This is a genomic window from Chitinimonas taiwanensis DSM 18899 (assembly GCF_900119825.1).
Taxonomy (GTDB): domain Bacteria; phylum Pseudomonadota; class Gammaproteobacteria; order Burkholderiales; family Chitinimonadaceae; genus Chitinimonas; species Chitinimonas taiwanensis.
In genome coordinates this window covers 73,347-95,575 of the sequence record NZ_FPKR01000009.1, presented here as the reverse complement: position 1 = coordinate 95,575, position 22,229 = coordinate 73,347, and the positions used below count along the sequence as shown (strand labels likewise).

General features: G+C 61.1%; 16 protein-coding genes. 4 read left to right on the top strand and 12 right to left on the bottom strand.

The window, feature by feature from the left end; all coding sequences use genetic code 11:
- The 5 genes from leuD to uvrC all read right to left on the bottom strand — a co-directional run bounded on the left by leuD (position 1) and on the right by uvrC (position 4,809).
- A complete protein-coding gene (leuD, locus tag BT173_RS12195) occupies positions 1-639 on the bottom strand; it encodes a 3-isopropylmalate dehydratase small subunit (protein ID WP_072428941.1) in 639 nt (212 codons plus the stop codon).
- A gap of 25 nt (positions 640-664) precedes the next feature.
- The gene (locus tag BT173_RS12190) at positions 665-805 is read right to left on the bottom strand and encodes an entericidin A/B family lipoprotein (protein WP_072428940.1); all 141 of its coding nucleotides are present in this window, start codon (positions 803-805) and stop codon (positions 665-667) included.
- Positions 806-845: 40 nt separating this feature from the next.
- The gene (gene leuC, locus BT173_RS12185; protein ID WP_217651461.1) at positions 846-2,252 is read right to left on the bottom strand and encodes a 3-isopropylmalate dehydratase large subunit; all 1,407 of its coding nucleotides are present in this window, start codon (positions 2,250-2,252) and stop codon (positions 846-848) included.
- Between the two features lie 106 nt (positions 2,253-2,358).
- The gene (gene pgsA / locus BT173_RS12180; RefSeq protein WP_072428938.1) at positions 2,359-2,937 is read right to left on the bottom strand and encodes a CDP-diacylglycerol--glycerol-3-phosphate 3-phosphatidyltransferase; all 579 of its coding nucleotides are present in this window, start codon (positions 2,935-2,937) and stop codon (positions 2,359-2,361) included.
- Between the two features lie 63 nt (positions 2,938-3,000).
- A complete protein-coding gene (uvrC, locus tag BT173_RS12175; RefSeq protein ID WP_072428937.1) occupies positions 3,001-4,809 on the bottom strand; it encodes an excinuclease ABC subunit UvrC in 1,809 nt (602 codons plus the stop codon).
- Positions 4,810-5,759: 950 nt separating this feature from the next.
- On the opposite strand from uvrC, the gene BT173_RS12170 reads away from it, so the two are divergent.
- On the top strand, positions 5,760-10,196 hold the full coding sequence (locus tag BT173_RS12170; RefSeq protein ID WP_072428936.1) for a carbohydrate binding domain-containing protein: 4,437 nt from the start codon (positions 5,760-5,762) through the stop codon (positions 10,194-10,196).
- Positions 10,197-10,312: 116 nt separating this feature from the next.
- Here BT173_RS12170 and ftsB read toward each other — a convergent pair whose 3' ends face one another.
- The 5 genes from ftsB to ppsA form a co-directional block, all read right to left on the bottom strand.
- The gene (ftsB, locus tag BT173_RS12165) at positions 10,313-10,774 is read right to left on the bottom strand and encodes a cell division protein FtsB (RefSeq protein WP_072428935.1); all 462 of its coding nucleotides are present in this window, start codon (positions 10,772-10,774) and stop codon (positions 10,313-10,315) included.
- An 89-nt stretch (positions 10,775-10,863) separates the two neighbouring features.
- Positions 10,864-12,159, bottom strand: a complete 1,296-nt coding sequence (gene eno, locus BT173_RS12160) for a phosphopyruvate hydratase (protein ID WP_072428934.1) — start codon at positions 12,157-12,159, stop codon at positions 10,864-10,866.
- Positions 12,160-12,258: 99 nt separating this feature from the next.
- Positions 12,259-13,110 carry a 3-deoxy-8-phosphooctulonate synthase gene (gene kdsA, locus BT173_RS12155; protein ID WP_072428933.1) on the bottom strand — a complete coding sequence of 284 codons (852 nt, stop codon included), beginning with the start codon at positions 13,108-13,110 and terminating at the stop codon, positions 12,259-12,261.
- Between the two features lie 81 nt (positions 13,111-13,191).
- On the bottom strand, positions 13,192-14,844 hold the full coding sequence (gene pyrG, locus BT173_RS12150; protein ID WP_072428932.1) for a CTP synthase: 1,653 nt from the start codon (positions 14,842-14,844) through the stop codon (positions 13,192-13,194).
- A gap of 125 nt (positions 14,845-14,969) precedes the next feature.
- Positions 14,970-17,351 carry a phosphoenolpyruvate synthase gene (gene ppsA / locus BT173_RS12145; protein ID WP_072428931.1) on the bottom strand — a complete coding sequence of 794 codons (2,382 nt, stop codon included), beginning with the start codon at positions 17,349-17,351 and terminating at the stop codon, positions 14,970-14,972.
- Positions 17,352-17,634: 283 nt separating this feature from the next.
- Here ppsA and ppsR point away from each other — a divergent pair, with 283 nt between their 5' ends.
- Positions 17,635-18,459: a posphoenolpyruvate synthetase regulatory kinase/phosphorylase PpsR gene (gene ppsR / locus BT173_RS12140; RefSeq protein ID WP_072428930.1), complete on the top strand. Its 825-nt coding sequence runs from the start codon at positions 17,635-17,637 to the stop codon at positions 18,457-18,459.
- A gap of 6 nt (positions 18,460-18,465) precedes the next feature.
- Positions 18,466-19,296 (top strand): mechanosensitive ion channel family protein, encoded by an 831-nt coding sequence (locus tag BT173_RS12135; RefSeq protein ID WP_072428929.1) that lies wholly within the window; start codon positions 18,466-18,468, stop codon positions 19,294-19,296.
- Here BT173_RS12135 and BT173_RS12130 read toward each other — a convergent pair.
- Positions 19,293-20,978 (bottom strand): ABC1 kinase family protein, encoded by a 1,686-nt coding sequence (locus tag BT173_RS12130; protein WP_072428928.1) that lies wholly within the window; start codon positions 20,976-20,978, stop codon positions 19,293-19,295. The genes BT173_RS12135 and BT173_RS12130 overlap by 4 nt on opposite strands.
- A gap of 138 nt (positions 20,979-21,116) precedes the next feature.
- Here BT173_RS12130 and BT173_RS12125 point away from each other — a divergent pair, with 138 nt between their 5' ends.
- Complete coding sequence (locus BT173_RS12125; protein WP_072428927.1) at positions 21,117-21,755, top strand: C40 family peptidase; 639 nt, start codon at positions 21,117-21,119, stop codon at positions 21,753-21,755.
- Positions 21,756-21,809: 54 nt separating this feature from the next.
- Here the strand turns inward: BT173_RS12125 and BT173_RS12120 are convergent, their stop codons facing one another.
- Positions 21,810-22,229 (bottom strand): hypothetical protein, encoded by a 420-nt coding sequence (locus BT173_RS12120; RefSeq protein WP_072428926.1) that lies wholly within the window; start codon positions 22,227-22,229, stop codon positions 21,810-21,812.

Here is a 22,229-nt window from a genome sequence, read left to right as displayed (position 1 = left end):
TCAGGCAAACAGCCAGGGTTGCTGGGCGCGGCGCGCGGCTTCGAAGGCGCGGATCTTGTCGGCGTGGTTCAGGGTCAGGCCGATCTCGTCCAGGCCATTAAGCAGGCAGTGCTTGCGGTGGCCGGTGATCTCGAAACCGAACTGGCTGCCGCCCGGCGTGCGGACGGTTTGCGCGGCCAGATCGATCTGCAGGCGGTAGCCTTCGCTGGCGGCGGTTTCCTGGAACAGCTGCTCGACCGCCTCGGCCGGCAGCACGATGGGCAGCACGCCGTTCTTGTAGCAGTTGTTGAAGAAGATATCGGCGAACGAAGGCGCGATCACCACGCGGAAGCCATAGTCTTCCAGCGCCCAGGGCGCATGTTCGCGCGAGCTGCCACAGCCGAAGTTCTCACGCGCCAGCAGCACCTGTGCGCCGGCATAGCGTGGGAAGTTGAGCACGAAGTCGGGGTTCACCGGCCGCGCGCTATTGTCCATGCCCGGCTCGCCATGGTCCAGATAGCGCCATTCATCGAACAGATTGGGACCGAAGCCCGAACGCTTAATCGACTTCAGGAACTGCTTGGGGATAATGGCGTCGGTATCGACATTGGCGCGGTCGAGCGGGCAAACCAGGCCATTCAAAGTGGTAAATGCTTGCATGCTTGTCTCTCTATCGGCCTAGGCCTTAGCTGGCGGCCTTGTCGGCAGCGCGCTCAATCGCTTCGCCGCCCTTCTTGATGTCTTGTCCCAGGCCCTGCATGGTGTTGCAGGCACTCAGCTGCACGCCCATCAGCAGGGTCAGCGCAATCAGGCTCAGTCGTTTCATCGCAGCGCTCCTTGAAAGGGTTTCAGCTGGGAAGCCCGGCTCAGGCAAAAGTTCGCACATCGACAAAGTGACCGGCGATGGCGGCAGCCGCCGCCATTTCCGGGCTGACCAGATGGGTACGCCCGCCCTGCCCTTGCCGGCCTTCGAAATTGCGGTTCGAGGTCGAGGCACAGCGCTCGCCCGGCTCCAGCCGGTCGGCATTCATGGCCAGGCACATCGAGCAACCGGGCTCGCGCCATTCGAAACCCGCCTCGATGAAGATCTTGTCCAGGCCCTCGGCCTCGGCCTGCACCTTGACGAGGCCCGAGCCCGGCACCACCAGCACCGCCTTCACATTGGCGGCCTTCTTGTGACCCCGGGCCACGGCCGCCGCGGCACGCAGGTCTTCAATGCGGCTATTGGTACAGGAGCCGATAAACACCTTATCGACCGGAATTTCATTGATCGGGGTATTGGCTACCAAACCCATATAGCTGAGCGCGCGCTCCATGCCGGTCTTGCGGGTCGGGTCGGATTCCTGCGCCGGATCGGGCACGCGGTCATTGATGGTGACCACCATCTCGGGCGAGGTACCCCAGGTCACTTGCGGCGCGATGCCGGCCGCATCGAGCTCGACCACGGCATCGAACTGGGCGCCCGCATCGGACACCAGGCTGCGCCAGTAGGCCACCGCCTTGTCCCAGTCCGCCCCTTTGGGTGCAAACGGGCGGCCTTGCAGATAATCAATCGTGTTCTGGTCCACGGCCACCATGCCGGCGCGCGCACCGGCTTCGATGGCCATATTGCACAGGGTCATGCGCCCTTCCATGGACAGGCCACGGATGGCCGAGCCGGCGAATTCGATCGCGTAGCCGGTGCCACCTGCGGTGCCGATCTTGCCGATGATGGCCAGCGCCACATCCTTGGCGGTAATGCCGCGGCCGAGCTGGCCTTCAACCTTGACCAGCATGGATTTGGATTTCTTCGCCACCAGGGTCTGGGTGGCCAATACGTGTTCGACTTCCGAGGTACCGATACCATGCGCGAGGCAAGCGAACGCACCGTGGGTGGAGGTATGGCTATCGCCGCATACCACGGTCATGCCGGGCAGCGTGGCGCCCTGCTCGGGGCCGACCACGTGCACGATGCCCTGGCCTTTGTCCTTGAAGGGGAAATAAGCAAGCGCACCGACTTCGCGGATATTCGCATCCAGCGTCTCGACCTGCTGGCGCGAGATCGGGTCCTTGATGCCTTCGTCCCAATGATCGGTCGGGGTATTGTGGTCGGCGGTCGCCACGATGGACGAGATACGCCAGGGCTTGCGGCCGGCCAGCTTCAGGCCTTCAAACGCCTGTGGGCTGGTCACTTCATGCACGAGGTGACGGTCGATATACAGCAGCGCGGTGCCGTCTGCTTCTTCGTGCACCACATGGCTCTGCCAGAGCTTGTCGTAGAGGGTCTGCGCCATCGTCATTCCACAGGCTGTTGCGTTCGGGGGATGACGACCATATCACGCGCTTGTGCGTAGCAGCAACCGGCGCCGGGGAATAAGCAAATGGCCGCGCGAGCCTGTATCAGCGCGACTCGCGGCCGCTCAGTTGCGGCCAGGCCATGCGCAGGTAATAGCCCATCGACCAGAGCGTGAGCAGCGCGGCCACAAACAGGCATAGCGAGCCGATCTGCTGCAGATCGATGCCAGGAATCAGGTTCTCGTGGAGCAGCAGCATGGTGATGGCAGTCATCTGCGCGGCCGTCTTCACCTTGCCGACAAAGGACACCGCCACGCTCTTGCTATTGCCCAGCTGGGCCATCCATTCGCGCAGCGCCGAGATGGTGATCTCGCGCCCGATGATGATGGCCGCGAGCCAAGCATCGGCGCGCCCGAGCTGTACCAGCAGGATCAGCGCCGCCGCCACCATCAGCTTGTCGGCCACCGGGTCGAGGAAGGCGCCAAAGGCGGACAGCTGGTTCCATTTGCGTGCCAGATAGCCATCGAACCAATCGGTGATGCCGGCCAGCATAAATAGCAGCGCACCGGCGATATTCTTGTGGGCCGGGGTCATCCAGCTATCCGGAAAGTAGTACACGCCCAGGATCAGCGGAATCATCAGGATTCGCGCCCAGGTCAGCAGATTGGGAAGATTAAGGGGCATGTCGCCAGTCGGAGGGAGGTGGACCGCTGCAGCCCTACGCGGGCTGCACAAGGGAAAACGCCGTCAGTGTAATGCTTGATAGATTTTTTCGGCCAGCGCCCGATTGATGCCGTCCACCTGGCACAGCTCATCCACGCTGGCGGCCTTCACGCCCTGCAGACCGCCAAAGCGGGTCAGCAGCTTCTGGCGTCGTTTGGCACCGATACCTTCGATCTCCTCCAGGCTGGAGGACACCCTGGCCTTGCCGCGCCGCGCGCGATGGCCGGTGATGGCAAAACGGTGCGCCTCGTCGCGTATGGTCTGGATCAGGTGCAGGGCGGCCGAATCGCGCGGCAATTGTAGCGTTTGCTGGCGCGAGGGAACAACGAGCTGCTCAAGGCCGGGCTTGCGGGTTTCCCCCTTGGCCACACCGACCAGCAGCGCATCCTGCAGACCGACTTCCTCAATCACCTCGACCGCCACGCCAATCTGCCCCTTGCCACCGTCGATCAGGATCACATCAGGCGCCACACCGTCGCCCTGGGCGATCTTGCCGTAGCGACGCGTCAGCACCTGGCGCATGGCAGCGTAATCATCGCCCGGAGTAATGCCGGTGATGTTGTAGTGGCGGTATTCCTTGGGCTGCATGCCAAGTCGGTCATAGACCACGCAGGAGGCCACGGTGGCCTCGCCCATGGTGTGACTGATATCGAAGCATTCGATGCGCTGGGCGGTATCGGGCAGGCCGAGCGCCTCCTGCAATGCCTCGATGCGCCCAAGCTGGGTCGATTCCAGCGACAAGCGCTGGGCGATGGCCAGGCGGGCGTTCTTCAAGGCCATCTCCAGCCACACGCGCCGCTCGGCAATCGGATTGGACACGATGGCGATCTTGCGCCCGGCCTGAGCGCTGAGCAGCTCGACCAAGGTGGCATTGTCGCTACTGCTATTGCAAACGATGACGGGCGGAATGGTGCGGTCCAGATAGTGCTGGGCCAGAAAGGCCTCCAGCGCGGTCTGCGCGTCATAGTCCTCGCCATGGGCAGGGAACAGCGATTTGTCGCCCACATGGCGGCCGCCACGAATCATCACCAGATTCACGCACACCAGGCCGTTCTCGACCGCGCAAGCGACGATATCGGCATCGGTCTCGCTGGCATTGCTGGAAACGAATTGTTTTTCCTGCACCTTGGCCAGGGCCTGAATCTGATCGCGATAGGCGGCTGCCTCCTCGAACTGCCAGGCGCCGGCTGCGGCGCGCATTTTCTCATCCAGATCGGCCAGCAGGTCGTGCGCCTTGCCTTGCAGGAACTGCACGGCGTTATGCACGTCGGCGCGGTACTGCTCCGTACTGATCTCCTCGGTGCACGGGCCGCTGCAGCGCTTGATCTGGTAGAGCAGGCAAGGTCGCGCACGGTGTTCGAACACCGAGTCCTCGCAGGTGCGCAGCTTGAACACCTTCTGCAGCAGCTGAATGCTTTCGCGTACCGCGTAACCGTTTGGAAACGGGCCGAAGTACTGGTTCTGCTTGTCCAGCGCGCCACGGTAGTAGGCGAGGCGCGGATAGGCGTGGCCGCTAAGCACCAGATAGGGATAGCTCTTGTCGTCGCGGAACAGGATGTTGTAGCGCGGCGCCAGCGCCTTGATCAGATTGTTTTCCAGGATCAGCGCCTCGGCTTCCGAGCGCACCACCGTGGTCTGGATATCGGCCACCTGGCTCAGCATCAGCCGTATACGCGGCGACTGGTCGTTCTTCTGGAAATAGCTCGACACCCGCCGCTTCAGATCGATGGCCTTACCCACATACAGCACATCGCCCTTGGCGGACAGATAGCGGTAGACACCGGGTAGATTGGGCAGGCTGGCGAGGATGGGCTTGGGATCGAAGGTCGACATGGCGCCATTTTAGCGGCAAGACCGCCTACGTTCGCGCCGGCATTTGTTGTGGAGGCGAGCAGGACTTTCAGAACTGAAGTTCTACTACCGTATACGCCAGCCACTCTGAGCCCAACGCCACACAGCCCCCCAAAAAAGGCCTGCTGCGGCTCAATCCAGCACAGGGGGACGCAAAACTGAGTGCAGATTCATCTCGCCATCCGCGTTGCATTACTACATTTATCGCATCAAATCAGCGACTTCATTGTGCCAAGCATTGAAATGCACAGCAAAACAGAGCGGCGCTCACCCTATCGCCAGGTATTGGCGTACGGTGTTAGCGAATAACAGTCATTTTCATTTGAACCTGGGCGGTTTTTCGACCACGCGCATTGCAGCGCAATATGGGGGTGTTGGCCAAGTAGTGAGCCATAACGTCCGTGGCAACGCACAGAGCAGCCGCCGCAACGCAACATTTTATGTTGTTGAATTCCTTCAGTTTCGTCCTTTTACTACGCACACAAAAATGATTAACGCCGCATGGCGTGCGAGTGAAGACAAGCCAGTCCCTTCCGAGCAGCTGGACCTAGCCACGCTAGCGCCCAGCCTGCCTGCACCGCTTTTGCGCGCCAACAGTGTGGAGTGCGCAATGACCGTTCCTTTTGGCCTCGCTAGCCGGCCATGCAGCCTCAGGCTGCCCGACCGCCCTGCCCCGCCTTGCCTCCTCAAGCTGCGCCCACTTAGACAAGCTTGAACGCTTTCCCGGCCCGGTTTGCGCCAGAAGCGCACCGCGTGTTGCCCCCTGTGCGCCCTGCCGCCCAGGCGCTGCACACCTCAGGCCATCTCATTACGTGGTCTGCGCCCTCACCCGTGGCGCTGGCGGCGTAGCCGCAGGGAGTGAAGCGGGCAAAGCACGCCACATAGGCGTACTGCCCGGCAATGCAAAACCACAAGAATGGAGATTGACCTCAATGCCTACCCCCCGTATGCGCCCACTCGCCCTGTCAGTGGCGCTGCTGTTTGCCAGCGGCCTGCCGCTGGCCAGCCAGGCAGCTATCCCGGCTGCCCATGTCTATCACAACCATATGCCTAACTTCTGGCCCTTCTATGGCGTAGATGTGGCGGCCACCTATAACGCCACGCCCGTGGGCGCACCGATTCGCTACACCTACGACGGCCAGGTCATCAATCTGAAGAACAATCCACCGGCCGGCTACACCTACTTCCTGCCCAGCTCGGCCGGTGGCGGCATCATGCCGCACGACGATCTGGTCACTTATTACAGCCACCACGCCAAGACCGGCGCCTACATGAGCTGGCCGATGCAGGTGGCCAATGAGCTGCAGGGCTGGTCGGGCGGCAAGGGCCAAGTCCATGTGACCATGTCAGGCGCAGTGGTCAACAATGTGCAAAGCCTGAACGAGCTGCAGAATGTCTCGGGCTACAACAACCCAAACTGGGGCCAGGGCTGGGCGAATACCTTTGCCAATCTAAAGACCAGCAATAACTTCCGCACCCTGGACACGATTGCCTTCACCGGCCACCACACCATGGGCCCGCTGGTGGGCAGCGACTATTTCCTGAAAGACCTGATCTACCAGCGTGCCACGCTGGCCCAGCCCTATTTCCTGGGCAGCAACTTCGTCAAGTCCAAGGGCTTCTTCCCCACCGAGCTCGGTTTTTCCGATCGGCTGATTCCCACCCTGGCCAAACTGGGCGTCGAATGGTCGGTGCTGGGCAATAACCACTATTCGCGTACGCTGAAGGACTACCCGTTCACCAGCTATGACGCGACCGGCGACACCCTGACCTCGCCGCCCAATCGCGCCGATCTGCGCAATACCTCCAGCATCGGCAGCTGGGTGTCAGAAAACATGGCACACGAGCAGCAGGTGGTGGTGAACAAATTCCCGTTTGCCAGCACCCCGCATTGGGTGCGCTATGTCGATCCGGCCAGCGGCACGGCCAACAAGATCGCCGGCATCCCGGTCAGCCAGAATGGCTCCTGGGAGGAAGGCTGGGAAGGCTCAATCACCGTGGATGAGGTGGTGCCTTACCAGGCGCTTGAGCCACGCCAGTTCTTCGTGATCGCCCACGATGGCGACAACTCGTCTGGCCGCGCCGGTTCGCTCGACACCTGGCAGGCTGGTTACAACACCACCTGCAGCGGCAATGGCTACTGCCTGGGCATAGACGAATACCTGAAGGCCTTCCCGATTCCGGCCAATGATGTGGCCCATGTGCAGGATGGCTCCTGGATCGATACGCGTGACTCCTCGTCCGACCCGACCTGGTATCACTGGCGCCTGCCCTTCCTGATCTGGAAAGGCCAGTTCGCCGCCTTCAATGCCGCCACCGGCATGAATCTGGCACCAAAGACCAATCTGAAAGGCCAGCAGGAAGGCGCGACCGTGTCGCTCGAATATGGCTGGCATTATCTGGAGCGCAATTTCGCCCTGCTGCAGGCCGCGCAGAACTATGCAAAGACCGCCGAGCAGATCTGGCTGGATGCCAACCCCAATCACTGGTCGCCAAGCACCAGCCTGGACAATCAGATCACCTATCCAGGCAATCAGCTCAATCCCTGGATGTTGTCCTACCCGGTGAAGGGCAATGCGGCGAACAACTACGCGGGCGGTGCCAACCCGGCCGAGCTGGCCTGGTACTTCCTCTTGCCGGCCATGGATTCCGGCTTTGGCTATTACGACGAGAACAGGGATGACAGCGTGAAGCCCACGCTGGCCTTCAATAACTCGCTGGCCTTCTCCAAGCCCTATGTGAGCGAACGCCTGGCCCAAGACCGCACCGGCCCCTCGGTCTGGTGGCCGCAGCGCTACCCGTACAACCCGGGCTCGGTGAATGGCTCGAAGGCCGAGGGCTGGACGGTTCAGCACTTCAGCCGTGACTTCGCCATCTACACCTATGCCTTCGATGCCTCGGGCATTGCCAGCGCCAAGGTCAAGGTACGTGTGCATGCGAGCAACAATATCGACGCGAGCGACGATACCTACAAGCTGTACGACCCGGCCGCTCACGTCGGCAAGCCCGGCCTATCGGTCACGCCCAGCAAGGTCGGCGCCTGGCAGGAATATCCGATGCAGCTGCGCGATCTACGCCCGGATATGAATGGCGTGGCCTGGAATCCGGTCACCCGTGACACTCTGGCTAAGGTGCCCGCGCAGGAGATCGGCAATCTCTACTACAGCTATCTGTCCAACTACCGCAATCAGCTGCTCGACTATTACATCGAGATGACCGATAGCAAGGGCAATGTCACACGCTCGGAAATCCAGCAGGTCTTCGTCGGCGCCGGCACCTACAGCGCCAGCAGCACAGGCTCGGGCTATCTGGAGGATATGAATGGCACGGTGCAGGGCGTGTATCCCTTCCTGCGCATCGATACCGAGGCACCGAGCCGCCCCGGTGCGCCGGTAGCCGGCACGGTCACCGACAGCTCGATTGCACTGAGCTGGAGTGCGGCCAGCGACAATATCGGCGTCAGCAGCTACCGTGTCTTCCGCCATGGCAGCCAGATTGCCACCGTGAGCAGCCCAAGCTATATCGACAGCGGCCTGAGCGCCTCGACCAGCTATATCTACACCGTAGTCGCCAATGATGCGGCGGGCAATAGCTCGGCGCTCAGCCCGGCCCTCACGGTGAGTACCCAGGCACCCGATACCCTTGCGCCTACCGCTCCCGGCCAGCCGGTGGCCGGTGCCGTCAGCGCAGGTTCGGTGAGCCTGAGCTGGACGGCCGCCAGCGACAACTATGGTGTGGCCCAGTATGCGGTGCTGCGCAATGGTGTACAGATCGGCCTCGTCAATGCGCTCAACTACACCGATAACACTGTGCAGCCATCCAGCAGCTACAGCTATACCGTGGTGGCCATCGATGCAGCCGGCAATCGCTCGCCAGCCTCGAACCCGATCAGCGTCAGCACCCCGCAGGGCAATCTGGCCAGCGTGTATTACAAGCCGGCCAGCGCCTGGAGCAGCGTGAAAATCCACTTCCAGCCCACGGGCGGCAGCTGGACCACCGCGCCGGGTGTGGACATGAGCGCCGCCTGCTCAGGCTGGTTCCTGTACAGCGCCAATCTGGGCGCAGCCAGCGGCCTGAATGCCACCTTCAATAATGGCGCGGGCAGCTGGGACAATAACGCTGGCGCCAACTATGCGCTGGGCAGCGGCATCTCGGCCGTCACTGGCGGTAGCATCAGCACTAGCAGCCCCTGCGTGGTCGATTCGCTCGCCCCGACCCAACCAGGCACGCCCGTGGCCAGCAGCGTCAGCGCCAGCAGCGTCAGCCTCAGCTGGGCAGCCTCAAGCGACACAGTCGGCGTCAGCGGCTACAAGATCCTGCGCAACGGTGTGCAGATCGGCACCAGCGCCACAGCCAGCTACACCGATAGCAGCGTGGCGGCCAGCAGCGCTTACAGCTACACGGTGCAAGCCTATGACGCAGCGGGCAACCAGTCGACGGTGAGCGGCGCACTATCCGTCAACACGCCGGCCGGCAATGCGGCCAAGGTTTACTACAAGCTACCCTCGGGTTGGAGCAGCGCCTACATCCACTACCAACCCACGGGCGGCAGCTGGACCACGGTGCCGGGTCTGGCCATGACCGCCGCCTGCACAGGCTGGCGCAGCGCCACCCTGAATCTGGGTAGCGCCAGCGGGCTGGTGGCCGCCTTCAATAATGGCAGCGGCAGCTGGGCCAATAATGGCGGCAATAACTACAGCCTGGGCAGCGGGGTATCGCAGGTCAATGGCAGCGCCATCACGGTAGGGGGCGACCCTTGCGGGCCGGATACCCAGGCACCCAGCGCACCCAGCGACCTGATCAGCAGCAATGCCAGCGCCACCGCCGTCAGCCTGCTCTGGGTGGCGGCCAGCGACAATGTCGGCGTGAGCGGCTACCGGGTGTATCGGAACGGGGTGGAGATCGGCCAGGCATCAGGTGCCTTCTACAGCGATAGCACGGTGGCGGCCTCGAGCAGCTACAGCTACACGGTCAAAGCCTTCGATGCAGCCGGCAATCTATCGCCGGCCAGCAATAGCCTGAGCGTGACAACGCCAGCGCCAGGCTGCCAGGTCGCCTTCAGCATCGCCAATGCGGCCACGGTAACTGGGCAGACGCTGTATGTGGTCGGCAACCAGGCAGCACTAGGCAGCTGGACGCCCGCCGCAGGCTTTGCCTTGGCCATCCAGGGCAGCGGCGCCAATGTACCGTGGACCGGCACGCTAGCCCTGCCGGCCGGTAGCACCGTGCAGTACAAGTATGTGAAGTGGAATGGCTCGAGCGCGGTCTGGGAGGGCAATCAGGCGACCAATTCGGGCAATCGCGAACTGAGTACGCCCACCAACTGCAACGGCCTGATCAGCCGCAGCGACGGCAACTTCAAGTTCTAAGCAGTTTGTTCCGCATGAACGGCAGTCAGGCTCCGGCCTGGCTGCCGTTTTTTATGGAACGTGCCTTGGCCACGCCCAAGCCTTGCCGGCCAAGCCAATAGCCGGATGCCGGGAAATCAGGGATTGCTGGTCGTTGTGACAGGCGCGCTGGGCGCGGGTGTCGGGCTGGCAGCTACAGCAGCGGCGGCCGTTGCCGGACTGCCGCTGGGTGGTGCGGCCGCAGGAGCGGGTGCCGAAGTGGATGCAGGAGCGGGCACTGGCGCTGCCACGGGTGGCTTGGCGGCGGGCGGGGCAATCGTGGCGGGCTTCGGGTCGAGAATCTGGAAGAACACCTCGTCCTGGCGCACCATGCCCAGCTCATTGCGCGCGCGCTCCTCAATCGCATCGGTGCCGGTCTTCAGATCGCGTACTTCCGCCTCCAGCGCTGCATTGCGCGTGCTCAGCTTCTGGTTCTGCAATTGCTGCTCGCTCAGCTGGCTTTCGATCTGCCATACCTTGAGCCAGCTGCCCTTGCCTATCCAGAGAGGCCATTGGAGCAGTACGACACAGGCAGCGAGAATAAGGGCAAGAAGACGCATGGGCGCGATTGTAGGCGGGATCAGGGTAGGCCGGCAAAACAACAGGGGCGAAATGCTCGCCCCTGTTGATTTGTTACATAACCGCCAGCTTACTTCTTCAGCTGGTAGAAGGCCGAGCGGCCCGGGTAGTAAGCGGCATCACCGAGTTCTTCTTCGATACGCAGCAGCTGGTTGTACTTGGCCATGCGGTCCGAACGGCTGAGCGAACCGGTCTTGATCTGCATGCAGTTGGTGGCCACGGCGAGATCGGCAATCGTGCTGTCTTCAGTTTCGCCCGAGCGGTGCGACATCACCGAGGTGTAACGGTTGCGCTTGGCCAGATCCACAGCTTGCAGGGTCTCGGACAGCGAACCGATCTGGTTGACCTTGATCAGGATCGAGTTGCAGATGCCCTTCTCGATGCCTTCGGCGAGGATCTTGCTGTTGGTGACGAACAGATCATCACCGACCAGCTGCACGCGCTCGCCGAGGCGGTCGGTCAGCAGCTTCCAGCCGTTCCAGTCACGCTCGCCCATGCCGTCTTCAATCGACACGATCGGGTAGTTGTCGGCCAGACTAGCCAGATAATCGACTTGCTGGGCGCTGCTCAGCGAGCGCTTGTCGCTCTTCTTGTACACATAGTTGCCGGTTTCCTTGTCGTAGAACTCGGAAGCCGCGCAGTCGAGCGCAATGCAGATGTCCTTGCCCCACACATAGCCAGCCTTCTCGACCGCAGCACGGATCATGTCCAGCGCTTCTTCAGCATTCTTCACATCGGGCGCGAAACCGCCTTCGTCACCAACCTGGGTGGGCAGATGCTTGTCGTGCAGAATCTTCTTCAGGGTGTGGAACACTTCCGCACCGTAGCGCAGCGCTTCGCGGAAGGTCGGCGCGCCGACCGGCACAATCATCAGTTCCTGGAAGTCCAGGCTGTTATTGGCGTGCTCACCACCGTTGATTACATTCATCATCGGCACCGGCAGGGCCATCGGGCCCGAACCACCGATATAGCGGTACAGCGGCAGACCGGCTTCTTCGGCGGCGGCCTTGGCCACGGCCATCGACACGGCCAGGATGGCATTGGCGCCCAGGCGCCCCTTGTCCTCGGTACCGTCCAGTTCAATCATGGTGCGATCAATGAAGGCCTGCTCGGAGGCGTCCAGACCGATGATGGCTTCGCAGATTTCGGTATTGATGTGCTCGACGGCCTTCAGCACGCCCTTGCCCAGGTAACGGCTCTTGTCGCCATCACGCAGTTCCAGCGCTTCGCGCTCGCCGGTCGAGGCGCCGCTCGGTACAGCAGCACGGCCCATCACGCCACTTTCCAGCAGCACGTCAGCTTCAACAGTCGGATTGCCACGCGAGTCGAGGATCTCGCGGGCGATGACTTCTACGATTGCGCTCATCGGTATATTTCCTTGATGCGATGTGGGAGATTCGGTTCGGTGGATGTTGACCGAGCCCGCGCTTCGTAGGCAAGCACGGCCAACATTCAAGCGGCTGCTTTACAGCGTGTTCTCGTGCAGCGGCTGGTGCTTGACCAGCTCATCGATGGCCTTCAGCACGCTCAGCAATTCCTTCATGCGCGGCAGCGGCCAGGCGTTCGGACCATCGGACATCGCGCAAGCGGGATTGGGGTGGGTTTCCATGAACAGGCCGGAGATGCCGACCGCCACCGCCGCCCGCGCCAGCACCGGCACGAACTCGCGCTGACCGCCCGACTTGTCGCCCTGCCCGCCAGGCAGCTGCACCGAGTGGGTGGCATCGAACACGACCGGGCAGCCGGTGTCGCGCATGATGGCCAGCGAACGCATATCGGAGACCAGATTGTTGTAGCCAAAACTCGCACCACGCTCGCAGGCCATGAAGTTATCTTCCGGCAGGCCTGCATCGCGTGCAGCTTCGCGCGCCTTATCCATCACATTCTTCATATCGCCCGGCGCCAAGAACTGGCCCTTTTTGATATTGACCGGTTTGCCCGATTGGGCGCAGGCGCGGATGAAGTCAGTCTGACGGCACAGGAAAGCCGGGGTCTGCAGCACATCGACCACGTCGGATACCGGCTTGATCTGGTCGATCTCATGGATGTCGGTCAGCACCGGTACGCCGATCTGTTCGCGAACCTTGGCCAGGATGCGCAGGCCTTCGTCCATGCCGGTACCACGGAAGGACTTGCCGCTCGAGCGGTTGGCCTTGTCAAAGCTGGACTTGAAGATGAAGGGAATGCCGAGTTCGCTGGTGATTTCCTTGAGCTGGCCGGCGACATCGATGGAGAACTGTTCGCCTTCGATCACGCAGGGACCGGCGATCAGGAAGAAAGGCTTGTCGAGACCGATTTCAAAACCGCAGAGTTGCATGGTGTTACTCCGTGAGGAGTGAGGTGGAGGTGTGAGGGGCAGCCGCGCCGCTCACCTCACACCTCACACCTCACGGTTAGATCAGCAGCTCAGGCCTTCGCGACCGTGGTCGCGTGCATAGGCAATGGCCGCTTCCACATAGGCCTTGAACATCGGATGGCCATCGCGCGGGGTCGAGGTGAATTCCGGATGGAATTGGCAGCCGAAGAACCAGCGATGCTCGGGCAGCTCGATGGTTTCGCACAGATGGTTGGGGTCGGTGGAACGACCGCTGACCTTCAGGCCAGCCGCTTCAAGTCGCGGCAAATAGTAATTGTTCACTTCATAGCGATGACGATGGCGCTCGGTGATGCGGGTGGCGCCATACACCTTGGACGCCAGCGAACCGGCTTCCAGATCGCATTCCTGGCTACCCAGGCGCATGGTACCGCCCAGATTCGAGTTCTCGTCGCGCTGTTCGATCTTGCCGTCATGGTTGACCCACTCGTCGATCAAGGCCACCACCGGGAACGGCGTTTCCAGCGTGAACTCGGTCGAGTTCGCGTCACTCATGCCAGCCTTGTGGCGCGCATACTCGATCAGCGCCAGCTGCATACCGAGGCAGATGCCGAGATAAGGCACATTGTTTTCGCGTGCGTATTGAACCGCGCGAATCTTGCCTTCCACACCGCGCTTACCAAAGCCGCCCGGCACCAGAATCGCGTCCATATTCTTGATCTGGTCGAGATTGCCGCCCTCGAGCTCTTCCGAATCCACATAGTGGATCTTCACTTCGCTCTGGGTGTGAATGCCGGCATGGCGCAGCGCTTCGATCAGCGACTTGTAGCTCTCAGTCAAATCGACATACTTGCCGACCATCGCGATATTGACGGTCTGCTTGGGGTTCTCGATCGCGTTGACGATATTGTCCCAGACGGTCAGATCCGCCTTGGGCAGGTCGAGCTGCAGCTGCTTGCAGATGATGTCGTCGATATGCTGTTCGCTCAGCACGCGCGGGATCTTATAGATGCTGTCCATGTCCGGGCAGGACACGACGGCCTTTTCGGCCACATTGGTGAACAGCGCGATCTTGCGGCGCTCATCATCCGGCACCATGCGGTCTGCACGGCAGATCAGCACATCGGGCTGAATGCCGATTTCGCGCAGTTCCTTGACCGAGTGCTGGGTCGGCTTGGTCTTGATCTCGCCGGCAGCGGCGATATAGGGCACGTAGCTGAGGTGCACGAAGCAGGTGTTCTCGCGCCCCAGCTGTACGCCCATCTGGCGGATGGCTTCCAGAAAGGGCAGCGATTCGATATCGCCCACCGTGCCGCCCACTTCGATCACGGCCAGCTCGGCATCGGCCGCACCGAGGCCCACGAAGTGCTTGATCTCATCGGTGATATGGGGAATGACCTGCACGGTCTTGCCCAGATAGTCGCCGCGGCGTTCCTTCTTGATCACCGACTCATAGATCTGGCCGGTGGTGAAGTTATTGGCCTTGCGCATCTTGGCCTGGATGAAGCGCTCGTAGTGACCAAGGTCGAGGTCGGTCTCGGCGCCGTCTTCCGTCACGAACACCTCGCCGTGCTGCAAGGGGGACATGGTGCCCGGATCCACATTGATGTAAGGATCGAGCTTCATCATGGTGACCTTGAGACCGCGCGATTCAAGGATGGCTGCAAGTGACGCGGCGGCGATGCCTTTCCCCAGAGAGGAGACAACGCCGCCGGTAACGAAGATGAACTTGGTCATGGCTGAAAACGCACAGTGGTAATTCCGTATTCTACTCCGACACCCCCTGCTGCCTCAATCTTGACAAAGCCAATCAGGCAAAGAAAAAAGCACCCGCAGGTGCCTTTTTCTTCATGCGCCGAAGATCAGCCCAGTTCCTTGGCCAGGTAAAGCCAAGTTTCCACCACGGTATCCGGGTTGAGCGAGACGGTTTCGATACCCTGCTCGACCAGCCACTTGGCGAAGTCCGGATGATCGGACGGCCCCTGACCGCAGATGCCGATGTACTTGCCCTGCGCACGGCAAGCCTTGATCGCCATCGACAACAAGGCCTTGACTGCCTCATTGCGCTCATCGAACAGATTGGCAATCGGGCCGCCCGAATCGCGATCCAGCGCCAAGGTCAGCTGGGTCATATCATTCGAGCCGATCGAAAAGCCATCGAAGTGCTCGAGGAACTGCTCGGCCAGAATCGCATTGGACGGGATTTCGCACATCATGATCAGACGCAGATCGTCGCGACCACGCTCCAGGCCCTGCTCCTTGAGCAGCTCCACCACCTTGCGCGCTTCATCCAGGGTGCGAACGAAGGGGATCATCACCTCGACGTTCTTCAGCCCCATCTCGTTGCGCACCTTCTTGATCGCGCGCGTTTCGAGCTCAAAGCAATCGCGGAACGATTCGCTGATATAACGCGACGCGCCGCGGAAGCCGATCATCGGGTTTTCTTCATGCGGCTCGTAGTTCTGGCCGCCGATCAGGTTCGAGTACTCGTTCGACTTGAAGTCGGACATGCGCACAATGACCTTCTTCGGATAGAAGGCGGCTGCCAGCGTGGCAATGCCTTCCACCAGCTTTTCCACATAGAAGTCGACCGCCGAGGCATAACCACCGATGCGCTCATCCACTTGTTGCTTGAGATCCCAAGGCAGGTTCGGATAGGCGAGCAGTGCCTTCGGATGGATGCCGATCATGCGGTTGATGATGAACTCGAGACGCGCCAGACCCACGCCTTCATTCGGTAAGTGACTGAAGTCGAAAGCCAGTTCCGGATTACCGACATTCATCATCAGCTTGACCGGGCTCTTGGGCATCGAATCGAGCTTCAGGTCGATGATTTCGATGGCCAGCTGGCCTTCATAGATATTGCCAGTATCACCCTCGGCGCAGGACACGGTCACATAATCGCCGTCCTTGAGCGCACGGGTCGCATCGCCGCAACCCACCACGGCCGGAATGCCCAATTCGCGCGCGATGATGGCCGCGTGGCAGGTACGGCCACCACGGTTGGTCACGATGGCGCTGGCGCGCTTCATCACCGGCTCCCAATCCGGGTCGGTCATATCGGTGACCAGCACATCGCCCGGCTTGACCGAATCCATCTCGGACGCATCCTTGATCAGGCGCACCACGCCCTGGCCGATCTTCTGGCCAATGGCGCGACCGGAAGCAAGAACGGTGGACTTGCTGTTCAGGCGGTAGCGACGCAGCGTGTCGGCACGCTCGTCCTGCGACTTCACGGTTTCAGGACGGGCCTGCAGGATGTAGAGCTTGCCATCCACGCCATCGCGACCCCATTCGATATCCATCGGGCGCTGGTAGTGCTTTTCGATGATCAGCGCATAGCGAGCCAGCTCTTCGACTTCCGCATCGCTGATCGAGAAGGTATTGCGCTCCACATCCAAGACATCGACGGTGCGCACCGACTTGCCGGCACGGGCTTCAGCGGTGAATTCCATCTTGATCAGCTTGGAGCCACGGTTGCGGCGCAGAATGGCCGGCTTACCAGCCGCCACATTCGGCTTGAACACATAGAACTCGTCCGGGTTCACGGCGCCCTGCACCACGGTCTCGCCCAATCCATAGCTGGAGGTGACGAACACCACATCATCAAAGCCCGACTCGGTATCGATGGTGAACATCACGCCGGCGGCGCCCTTGTCCGAGCGCACCATGCGCTGGATACCGGCAGACAGCGCGACGTCAGCGTGCGCAAAGCCCTTGTGCACACGGTAGGAAATCGCGCGGTCGTTATAGAGCGAGGCGAACACTTCCTTGATCGCGTGAATCACATTGTCCACGCCGACGATATTCAGGAAGGTCTCCTGCTGACCGGCAAAGGAAGCATCGGGCAGGTCTTCGGCCGTGGCGGAAGAGCGCACGGCCACCGAGATGGTGGTGCCGGAATCAGCTTCCATCTTGGCGAAGGCGGCGCGGATATCCGCATCGAGCTGGGCCGGGAAAGGCTGGTCGATCACCCACTGGCGGATCTCCTTGCCCACCCGCACGAGTTCGGTGACGTTTTCCACGTCCAGGGCCGTCAGCGCCGCATCGATGCGGGCAGAGAGGCCATCGTGCGCCAGGAAGGTCCGGTAGGCGTCGGCTGTAGTCGCGAAACCACCAGGTACACGTACGCCCGAGGCGGCCAACTGGCTGATCATCTCGCCGAGCGAGGCATTCTTGCCGCCTACGCGCTCTACGTCGGTCATGCGCAGTTCGTCAAACCAGATGACGTTGTTCTCTGCCATTTTTGTGCTTCCTTGCAGGGGATTTGGGAGTCGAGTACGCGATTCTAGCCTGTTGCCCGGCCCCTTGCAGCCGGGAAAACACCCTATGACCGCGCTGTTTTTGCGCAATGCAACACAAAGGCACTTGTTGCGTAGGCGAAAAATGTAGTTTGCTGCGCCTAGCTACAAGTCAATGCGCCCAAACCGAGCAAAAGCTCGCATGTTGCGTTTGCACAACCGGCTCGCAGGCGGTGCGCGCCCTGTGGCAACATGGTCCGAAAACCCCGCTCCCCGAAAGCCCGATATGCCGAATCATCGCACTGTTTTCTTTATCTCCGACCGCACCGGCATCACCGCCGAGATGCTCGGCCATAGCCTGATTACCCAGTTCGAAGGCATAGACTTTAAGCGCGTCACCCTGCCCTTCGTGGATACCGCCGACAAGGCACATCAGGTGGCCGACCGGATTCGGCATACCGCTGCCAGCGAGGGCGTGCGCCCGCTGGTGTTCTCAACCTTCGTGAAGACTGAGATCCGCGACATCATCCATATCCCGGAAGCCCATGTGGTCGACTTCTTCGAGGCCTTTATCGAGCCGTTGGAGAATGAGCTGCAGCAGGAGTCCTCGCACACGGTGGGTAAGAGCCACAGCATCGAGAACTTTCACGAGTACAACACGCGCATCGAGGCGGTCAATTACGCCATGGCGCACGATGATGGCATCAAGCCAGCCGATATGGATTCGGCCGATATCGTCCTGGTAGGTGTATCTCGCTCGGGCAAAACACCGACCTGCTTGTATCTGGCCCTGCAATACGGCATCAAGGCCGCCAACTACCCGCTCACGCCGGATGATTTCGGCCAGCCTGGCCTGCCGCGCGCCCTACTGCCCTTCAAGCACAAGCTGTTCGGGCTGACCATCAGTCCGGATCGCCTCGCCCAGATCCGTTCCGAGCGTAAGCCCGATAGCCGCTACGCCTCGGTGGACAACTGCCGCTTCGAGGTAGCCGAGGCCGAAGCGCTGTACCGCAATGCCGGCATTCCGCATCTGAATACCACCAGCAAATCGATCGAGGAACTTGCCTCGACCATTCTGCACAAAGCCAATCTGAGTCGGAAAATCTACTAGGTCTCGATGTTGAATGGCTTTTCCCTGTCCGAGTATCTATCGGACCGCACGCTGATGGCCGATGGCCTCGCTTCCCTTGGCCTGCTGGCAGTACTGATTCTGGTGCGCTACAGCCTAGGGAAGCTGATCAGCCACAATCCCAACTTCAGTCTCGAACAGCGCCGCCGTTGGCAGGTCAGCCTGCGCAATGGGCTAATCGTGGTGTTTATACTGGGCCTAACCGTGGTCTGGGCCAGCGAGCTGCATGCGCTGCTCGTGTCGCTAGCGGCGTTCGCCGTGGCACTGGTGGTGGCCGGCAAGGAGCTGATCCTGTGCGTTTCCGGCGCCATGCTGCGTAGTGGCGGGCGTCTGTACGAGGTCGGTGACCGTGTCGAGATCGGCCAACATCGCGGCAGCGTGGTTGATATGAATATGTTCTCGACCACGCTGATCGAGGACGACCCGGAAAGCCATCAACGCACCGGGCGTGCGATTGCCATCCCCAATAGCCTGCTATGGAACCATGCGGTGGTGCGCGACAGCCTGCTGGGCGATTTCGTCATGCACCAGTTCACCGTGCCGATTGCCCCGGGTCAGGACTGGCAGCAAGCCGAGCAGAAGCTGCTCAAGCTCGCGCGCGACGCCTGCGCGAATTGCCGCCCGGCCATGCTGGCCTCGGTGCAGCAAATGGCGGAAAAACACGCGCTGGAGACCCCGCAACCGGAACCGCTGGTTACGCTGCAGTTCAAGGAAGCGGACAAACTCGCCCTGATCGTGCATGTGCCAACCGAGTCCAAGCAGCGCCACGCGGTCGAACAGCGCATTCTGCGCGCCTACCTGAACCCAGCCAGCGTCTAAAGCGGCTGCTTGCCCGCGCGCCAGATCGACCAGATCAGCCACAGGCTGTTCAGGAAGGCGATCAGAAAGCCGATGAAGCCGAAAGCTGGCAGATCAAACAGACGCGGCCCGGCGGGCACCGTCATCACGATGCTGGAGCCGATGATCAGACAACCTGTGACGATGCCTAGTGTCAGCCGGCTGGCCGCCCGATCGATCTGCAGGCCGAAATGGTCGAGGCGCTTCAGATCGAGGTCGATCTTGACCTTGCCGCGTCGCGCCGCCTTGACGAGGCGCGAGACATCGCGCGGCAAACCGCCTACCAGCGAGAGCAGCTCCCAGGCATTGCGGCGCCCCTTCTTCAATAGCGCCTTGGGCGCATAGCGCGCCAGCAAGACCTGGCGCACGAAGGGCGTCAGGTGCGGCACCATCTGGAATTCCGGGTCGAGCTGACGTCCCAGGCCCTCCAGCGTGATCAGCGCCTTGAACAGCAGGGTCAGATCAGCCGGCAGCGTGATCGCATGTTCACGCATGATAGCGATCACATCATTGAGCAGCTGACCGAAGCGAATGTCCTTCAGCGTCAGGTTCTCATAATTGAACATGAACTCGGCCAGATCGGCGGCCAGTTTCTCCTCGTCCACTGCGACTTCGCCAGTCCAATCGAGCAAGACATTCAGGATGCCGCGCTCATCGCGCGCGGCCAGCGCGGCCAGCAAGTCGACGATCTCGTCCCGGCGCGGTGCCGGCAGGCGCCCCACCATGCCGAAGTCGATAAAGGCGATGCGGTTATCCGGCAGATAGATGACATTGCCCGGATGCGGATCGGCGTGGAAATAGCCGTCAATCAAGATCATCTTCAGCACCGCATCGGCGCCGCGCTGGGCCAGGATGCGCCTATCCAGCCCCGCGGGCTCAAGCAGATCGAGCTCATTGCCGGGCACGCCGTCGATAAAGGACTGCACATTGACGATCTCGTTCGTGTATTCCCAGTACACGCTGGGAATGACGATATGCGGATCGCTAGCAAAGTTCTCCACGAAACGGCGGTGGTGCTGCGCTTCCTGGGCCAGATCCAGCTCACGACGCAGTGACTTGGCGAACTGCTCGACGATGCGCACCGGCTGGTACTGACGGCTATCGGGGAACTCGAACTCAACCAGGCTGGCCAGGTGATGCAGCACGCGAAGATCGGCCTCAATCTTGCCAACGATATGCGGGCGGCGAATCTTCAGGATCACATTCTGGCCGTCCGGCAGCTTGGCGCGATGCACCTGGGCAATCGAGGCCGAGCCGATCGGATGCGGATCGAGTTCACTGAAACGTTCCGCCGGCGCCTGCCCCCAGACACGGGTCAGCTCGGCTTCCAGCTCAGCAAAATCTGTGGCCGGCACACTCGACTGCAGCTTTTCGAATTCCGCGATCCATTCGGGCGGAAACACATCGACCCGGGTGGCCATCACCTGACCCAGCTTGATAAAGGTCGGCCCCAGTTGCTCGAGCGCCATGCGGGCGCGTACCGGTGGATCGAGCACCGGCGGCGCATCTTCGCTGGGCATTTCCAGCGATTCCCCCGCCCGCTCGAAAGTGCGTTGCACATTCAGGCGGCGAACCAAATCGCCAAATCCATGTCTGGCGAAGACCCCGATGATTTCGCGGATGCGCGGCAAGTCGCGCATCAGGCTGATTGTCTCTTTGAGCATGGTCTCAATTCTAGCTGACGCACTGGCGAACACCGCGCGCAGCGCAGCTGACTCGCCATCTCAGCAATACGATGCACCGAGTTTGGCCGGATCGCGCCATTCTTTACAGCAACCCTGATCACCTTTTACAGTGCCGGGATGACATTGAAATATCGCCATCTACTTCTTATTCCGCTGGCTTGCCTGGCCCTGGCCAAGCCCGCAGATGAAACCAGCCCCGCTGCCACGAGCCATGAGCCAAGCGACGCCCTGAGTGAGTTTGAAGGCGACGCCGGTACGCGTTTTTCCCAGGACATCATGCTGCAGGCGCTTGGGCTGATCGGTGTGACCTACCGCTGGGGCGGGAATTCACCCGAAAGCGGCCTCGATTGCAGCGGCTTTATCAAGTACGTATTCCAGCAGGCGCTCAATATCGCCCTGCCCCATAACGCCTTGGCCATCAGCCGCTTGGGCGAGGATATTGAGAAAGAGGCGCTCAAGCCGGGTGATCTGGTGTTCTTCAATACCCTGGGGCGCAAGTTCTCGCACGTTGGCATCTATCTTGGCGATGATCGCTTTATCCATTCGCCGCGCGCAGGTAGCAAGGTACAGATCGTCCGCATCACGGATGCCTATTGGGCCAAGCGCTATAACGGTGGGCGGCGCGTTACGCAGGAGAGTGTGGCCGAACGTGGCCCACAGCTCGAGCAATTGCTGCAGCAGGCGCGCGAGGTCAGCAAGAAGAAGAGCAGCCGCAAACCCGCCAAGAAGAAAAGCTCGCGCAAGAAGCGAAGCTAAGAAGGAAAAATAAAACCGGCACCAGGGCCGGTTTTATTTTGTCTTGCTTTGCATTCAGTCGGTGTAGAACACCAGTATGCCGTTGCTGGTTAGCCCGATATTGAAATGCTGGTCCAGTTTGCCGGCCTGATCAGGCTGCTCGGTATTGCGCACGATCTCGTGCAGCAATTCCAACTCCTTGAACTCCTCCACCAGCTCGCCATCGCCATTGAGCAAAACTTCGATGCGTTCGCGATCGGGATGGCTGCCGACCACCTTGATCCGACTGCCCTCGCCCCACCACTGCAGCTGCACAGGTGGCGGCACCGGCACGGCCTGGCGTTCAAATAAATCAGCCAGCACTTTGCCGTAAGCCGCGAGGTTCGCTGCAGCCTTGGCCCGAATCGCATCGAGATTGACACCGGCTTTGTCCGGTGCAATGCCGAAGATACGCGCCAGACCCTGATCGAGGCGGCTGTCCTTCACTGCGTCCAT

Bases quoted from the DNA above. Each gene is read 5' to 3' on its own strand.
- leuD (WP_072428941.1), bottom strand. From the start codon at position 639: ATGCAAGCATTTACCACTTTGAATGGCCTGGTTTGCCCGCTCGACCGC.
- BT173_RS12190 (WP_072428940.1), bottom strand. From the start codon at position 805: ATGAAACGACTGAGCCTGATTGCGCTGACCCTGCTGATGGGCGTGCAG.
- leuC (WP_217651461.1), bottom strand. From the start codon at position 2,252: ATGGCGCAGACCCTCTACGACAAGCTCTGGCAGAGCCATGTGGTGCAC.
- pgsA (WP_072428938.1), bottom strand. From the start codon at position 2,937: ATGCCCCTTAATCTTCCCAATCTGCTGACCTGGGCGCGAATCCTGATG.
- uvrC (WP_072428937.1), bottom strand. From the start codon at position 4,809: ATGTCGACCTTCGATCCCAAGCCCATCCTCGCCAGCCTGCCCAATCTA.
- BT173_RS12170 (WP_072428936.1), top strand. From the start codon at position 5,760: ATGCCTACCCCCCGTATGCGCCCACTCGCCCTGTCAGTGGCGCTGCTG.
- ftsB (WP_072428935.1), bottom strand. From the start codon at position 10,774: ATGCGTCTTCTTGCCCTTATTCTCGCTGCCTGTGTCGTACTGCTCCAA.
- eno (WP_072428934.1), bottom strand. From the start codon at position 12,159: ATGAGCGCAATCGTAGAAGTCATCGCCCGCGAGATCCTCGACTCGCGT.
- kdsA (WP_072428933.1), bottom strand. From the start codon at position 13,110: ATGCAACTCTGCGGTTTTGAAATCGGTCTCGACAAGCCTTTCTTCCTG.
- pyrG (WP_072428932.1), bottom strand. From the start codon at position 14,844: ATGACCAAGTTCATCTTCGTTACCGGCGGCGTTGTCTCCTCTCTGGGG.
- ppsA (WP_072428931.1), bottom strand. From the start codon at position 17,351: ATGGCAGAGAACAACGTCATCTGGTTTGACGAACTGCGCATGACCGAC.
- ppsR (WP_072428930.1), top strand. From the start codon at position 17,635: ATGCCGAATCATCGCACTGTTTTCTTTATCTCCGACCGCACCGGCATC.
- BT173_RS12135 (WP_072428929.1), top strand. From the start codon at position 18,466: ATGTTGAATGGCTTTTCCCTGTCCGAGTATCTATCGGACCGCACGCTG.
- BT173_RS12130 (WP_072428928.1), bottom strand. From the start codon at position 20,978: ATGCTCAAAGAGACAATCAGCCTGATGCGCGACTTGCCGCGCATCCGC.
- BT173_RS12125 (WP_072428927.1), top strand. From the start codon at position 21,117: ATGACATTGAAATATCGCCATCTACTTCTTATTCCGCTGGCTTGCCTG.
- BT173_RS12120 (WP_072428926.1), bottom strand. From the start codon at position 22,229: ATGGACGCAGTGAAGGACAGCCGCCTCGATCAGGGTCTGGCGCGTATC.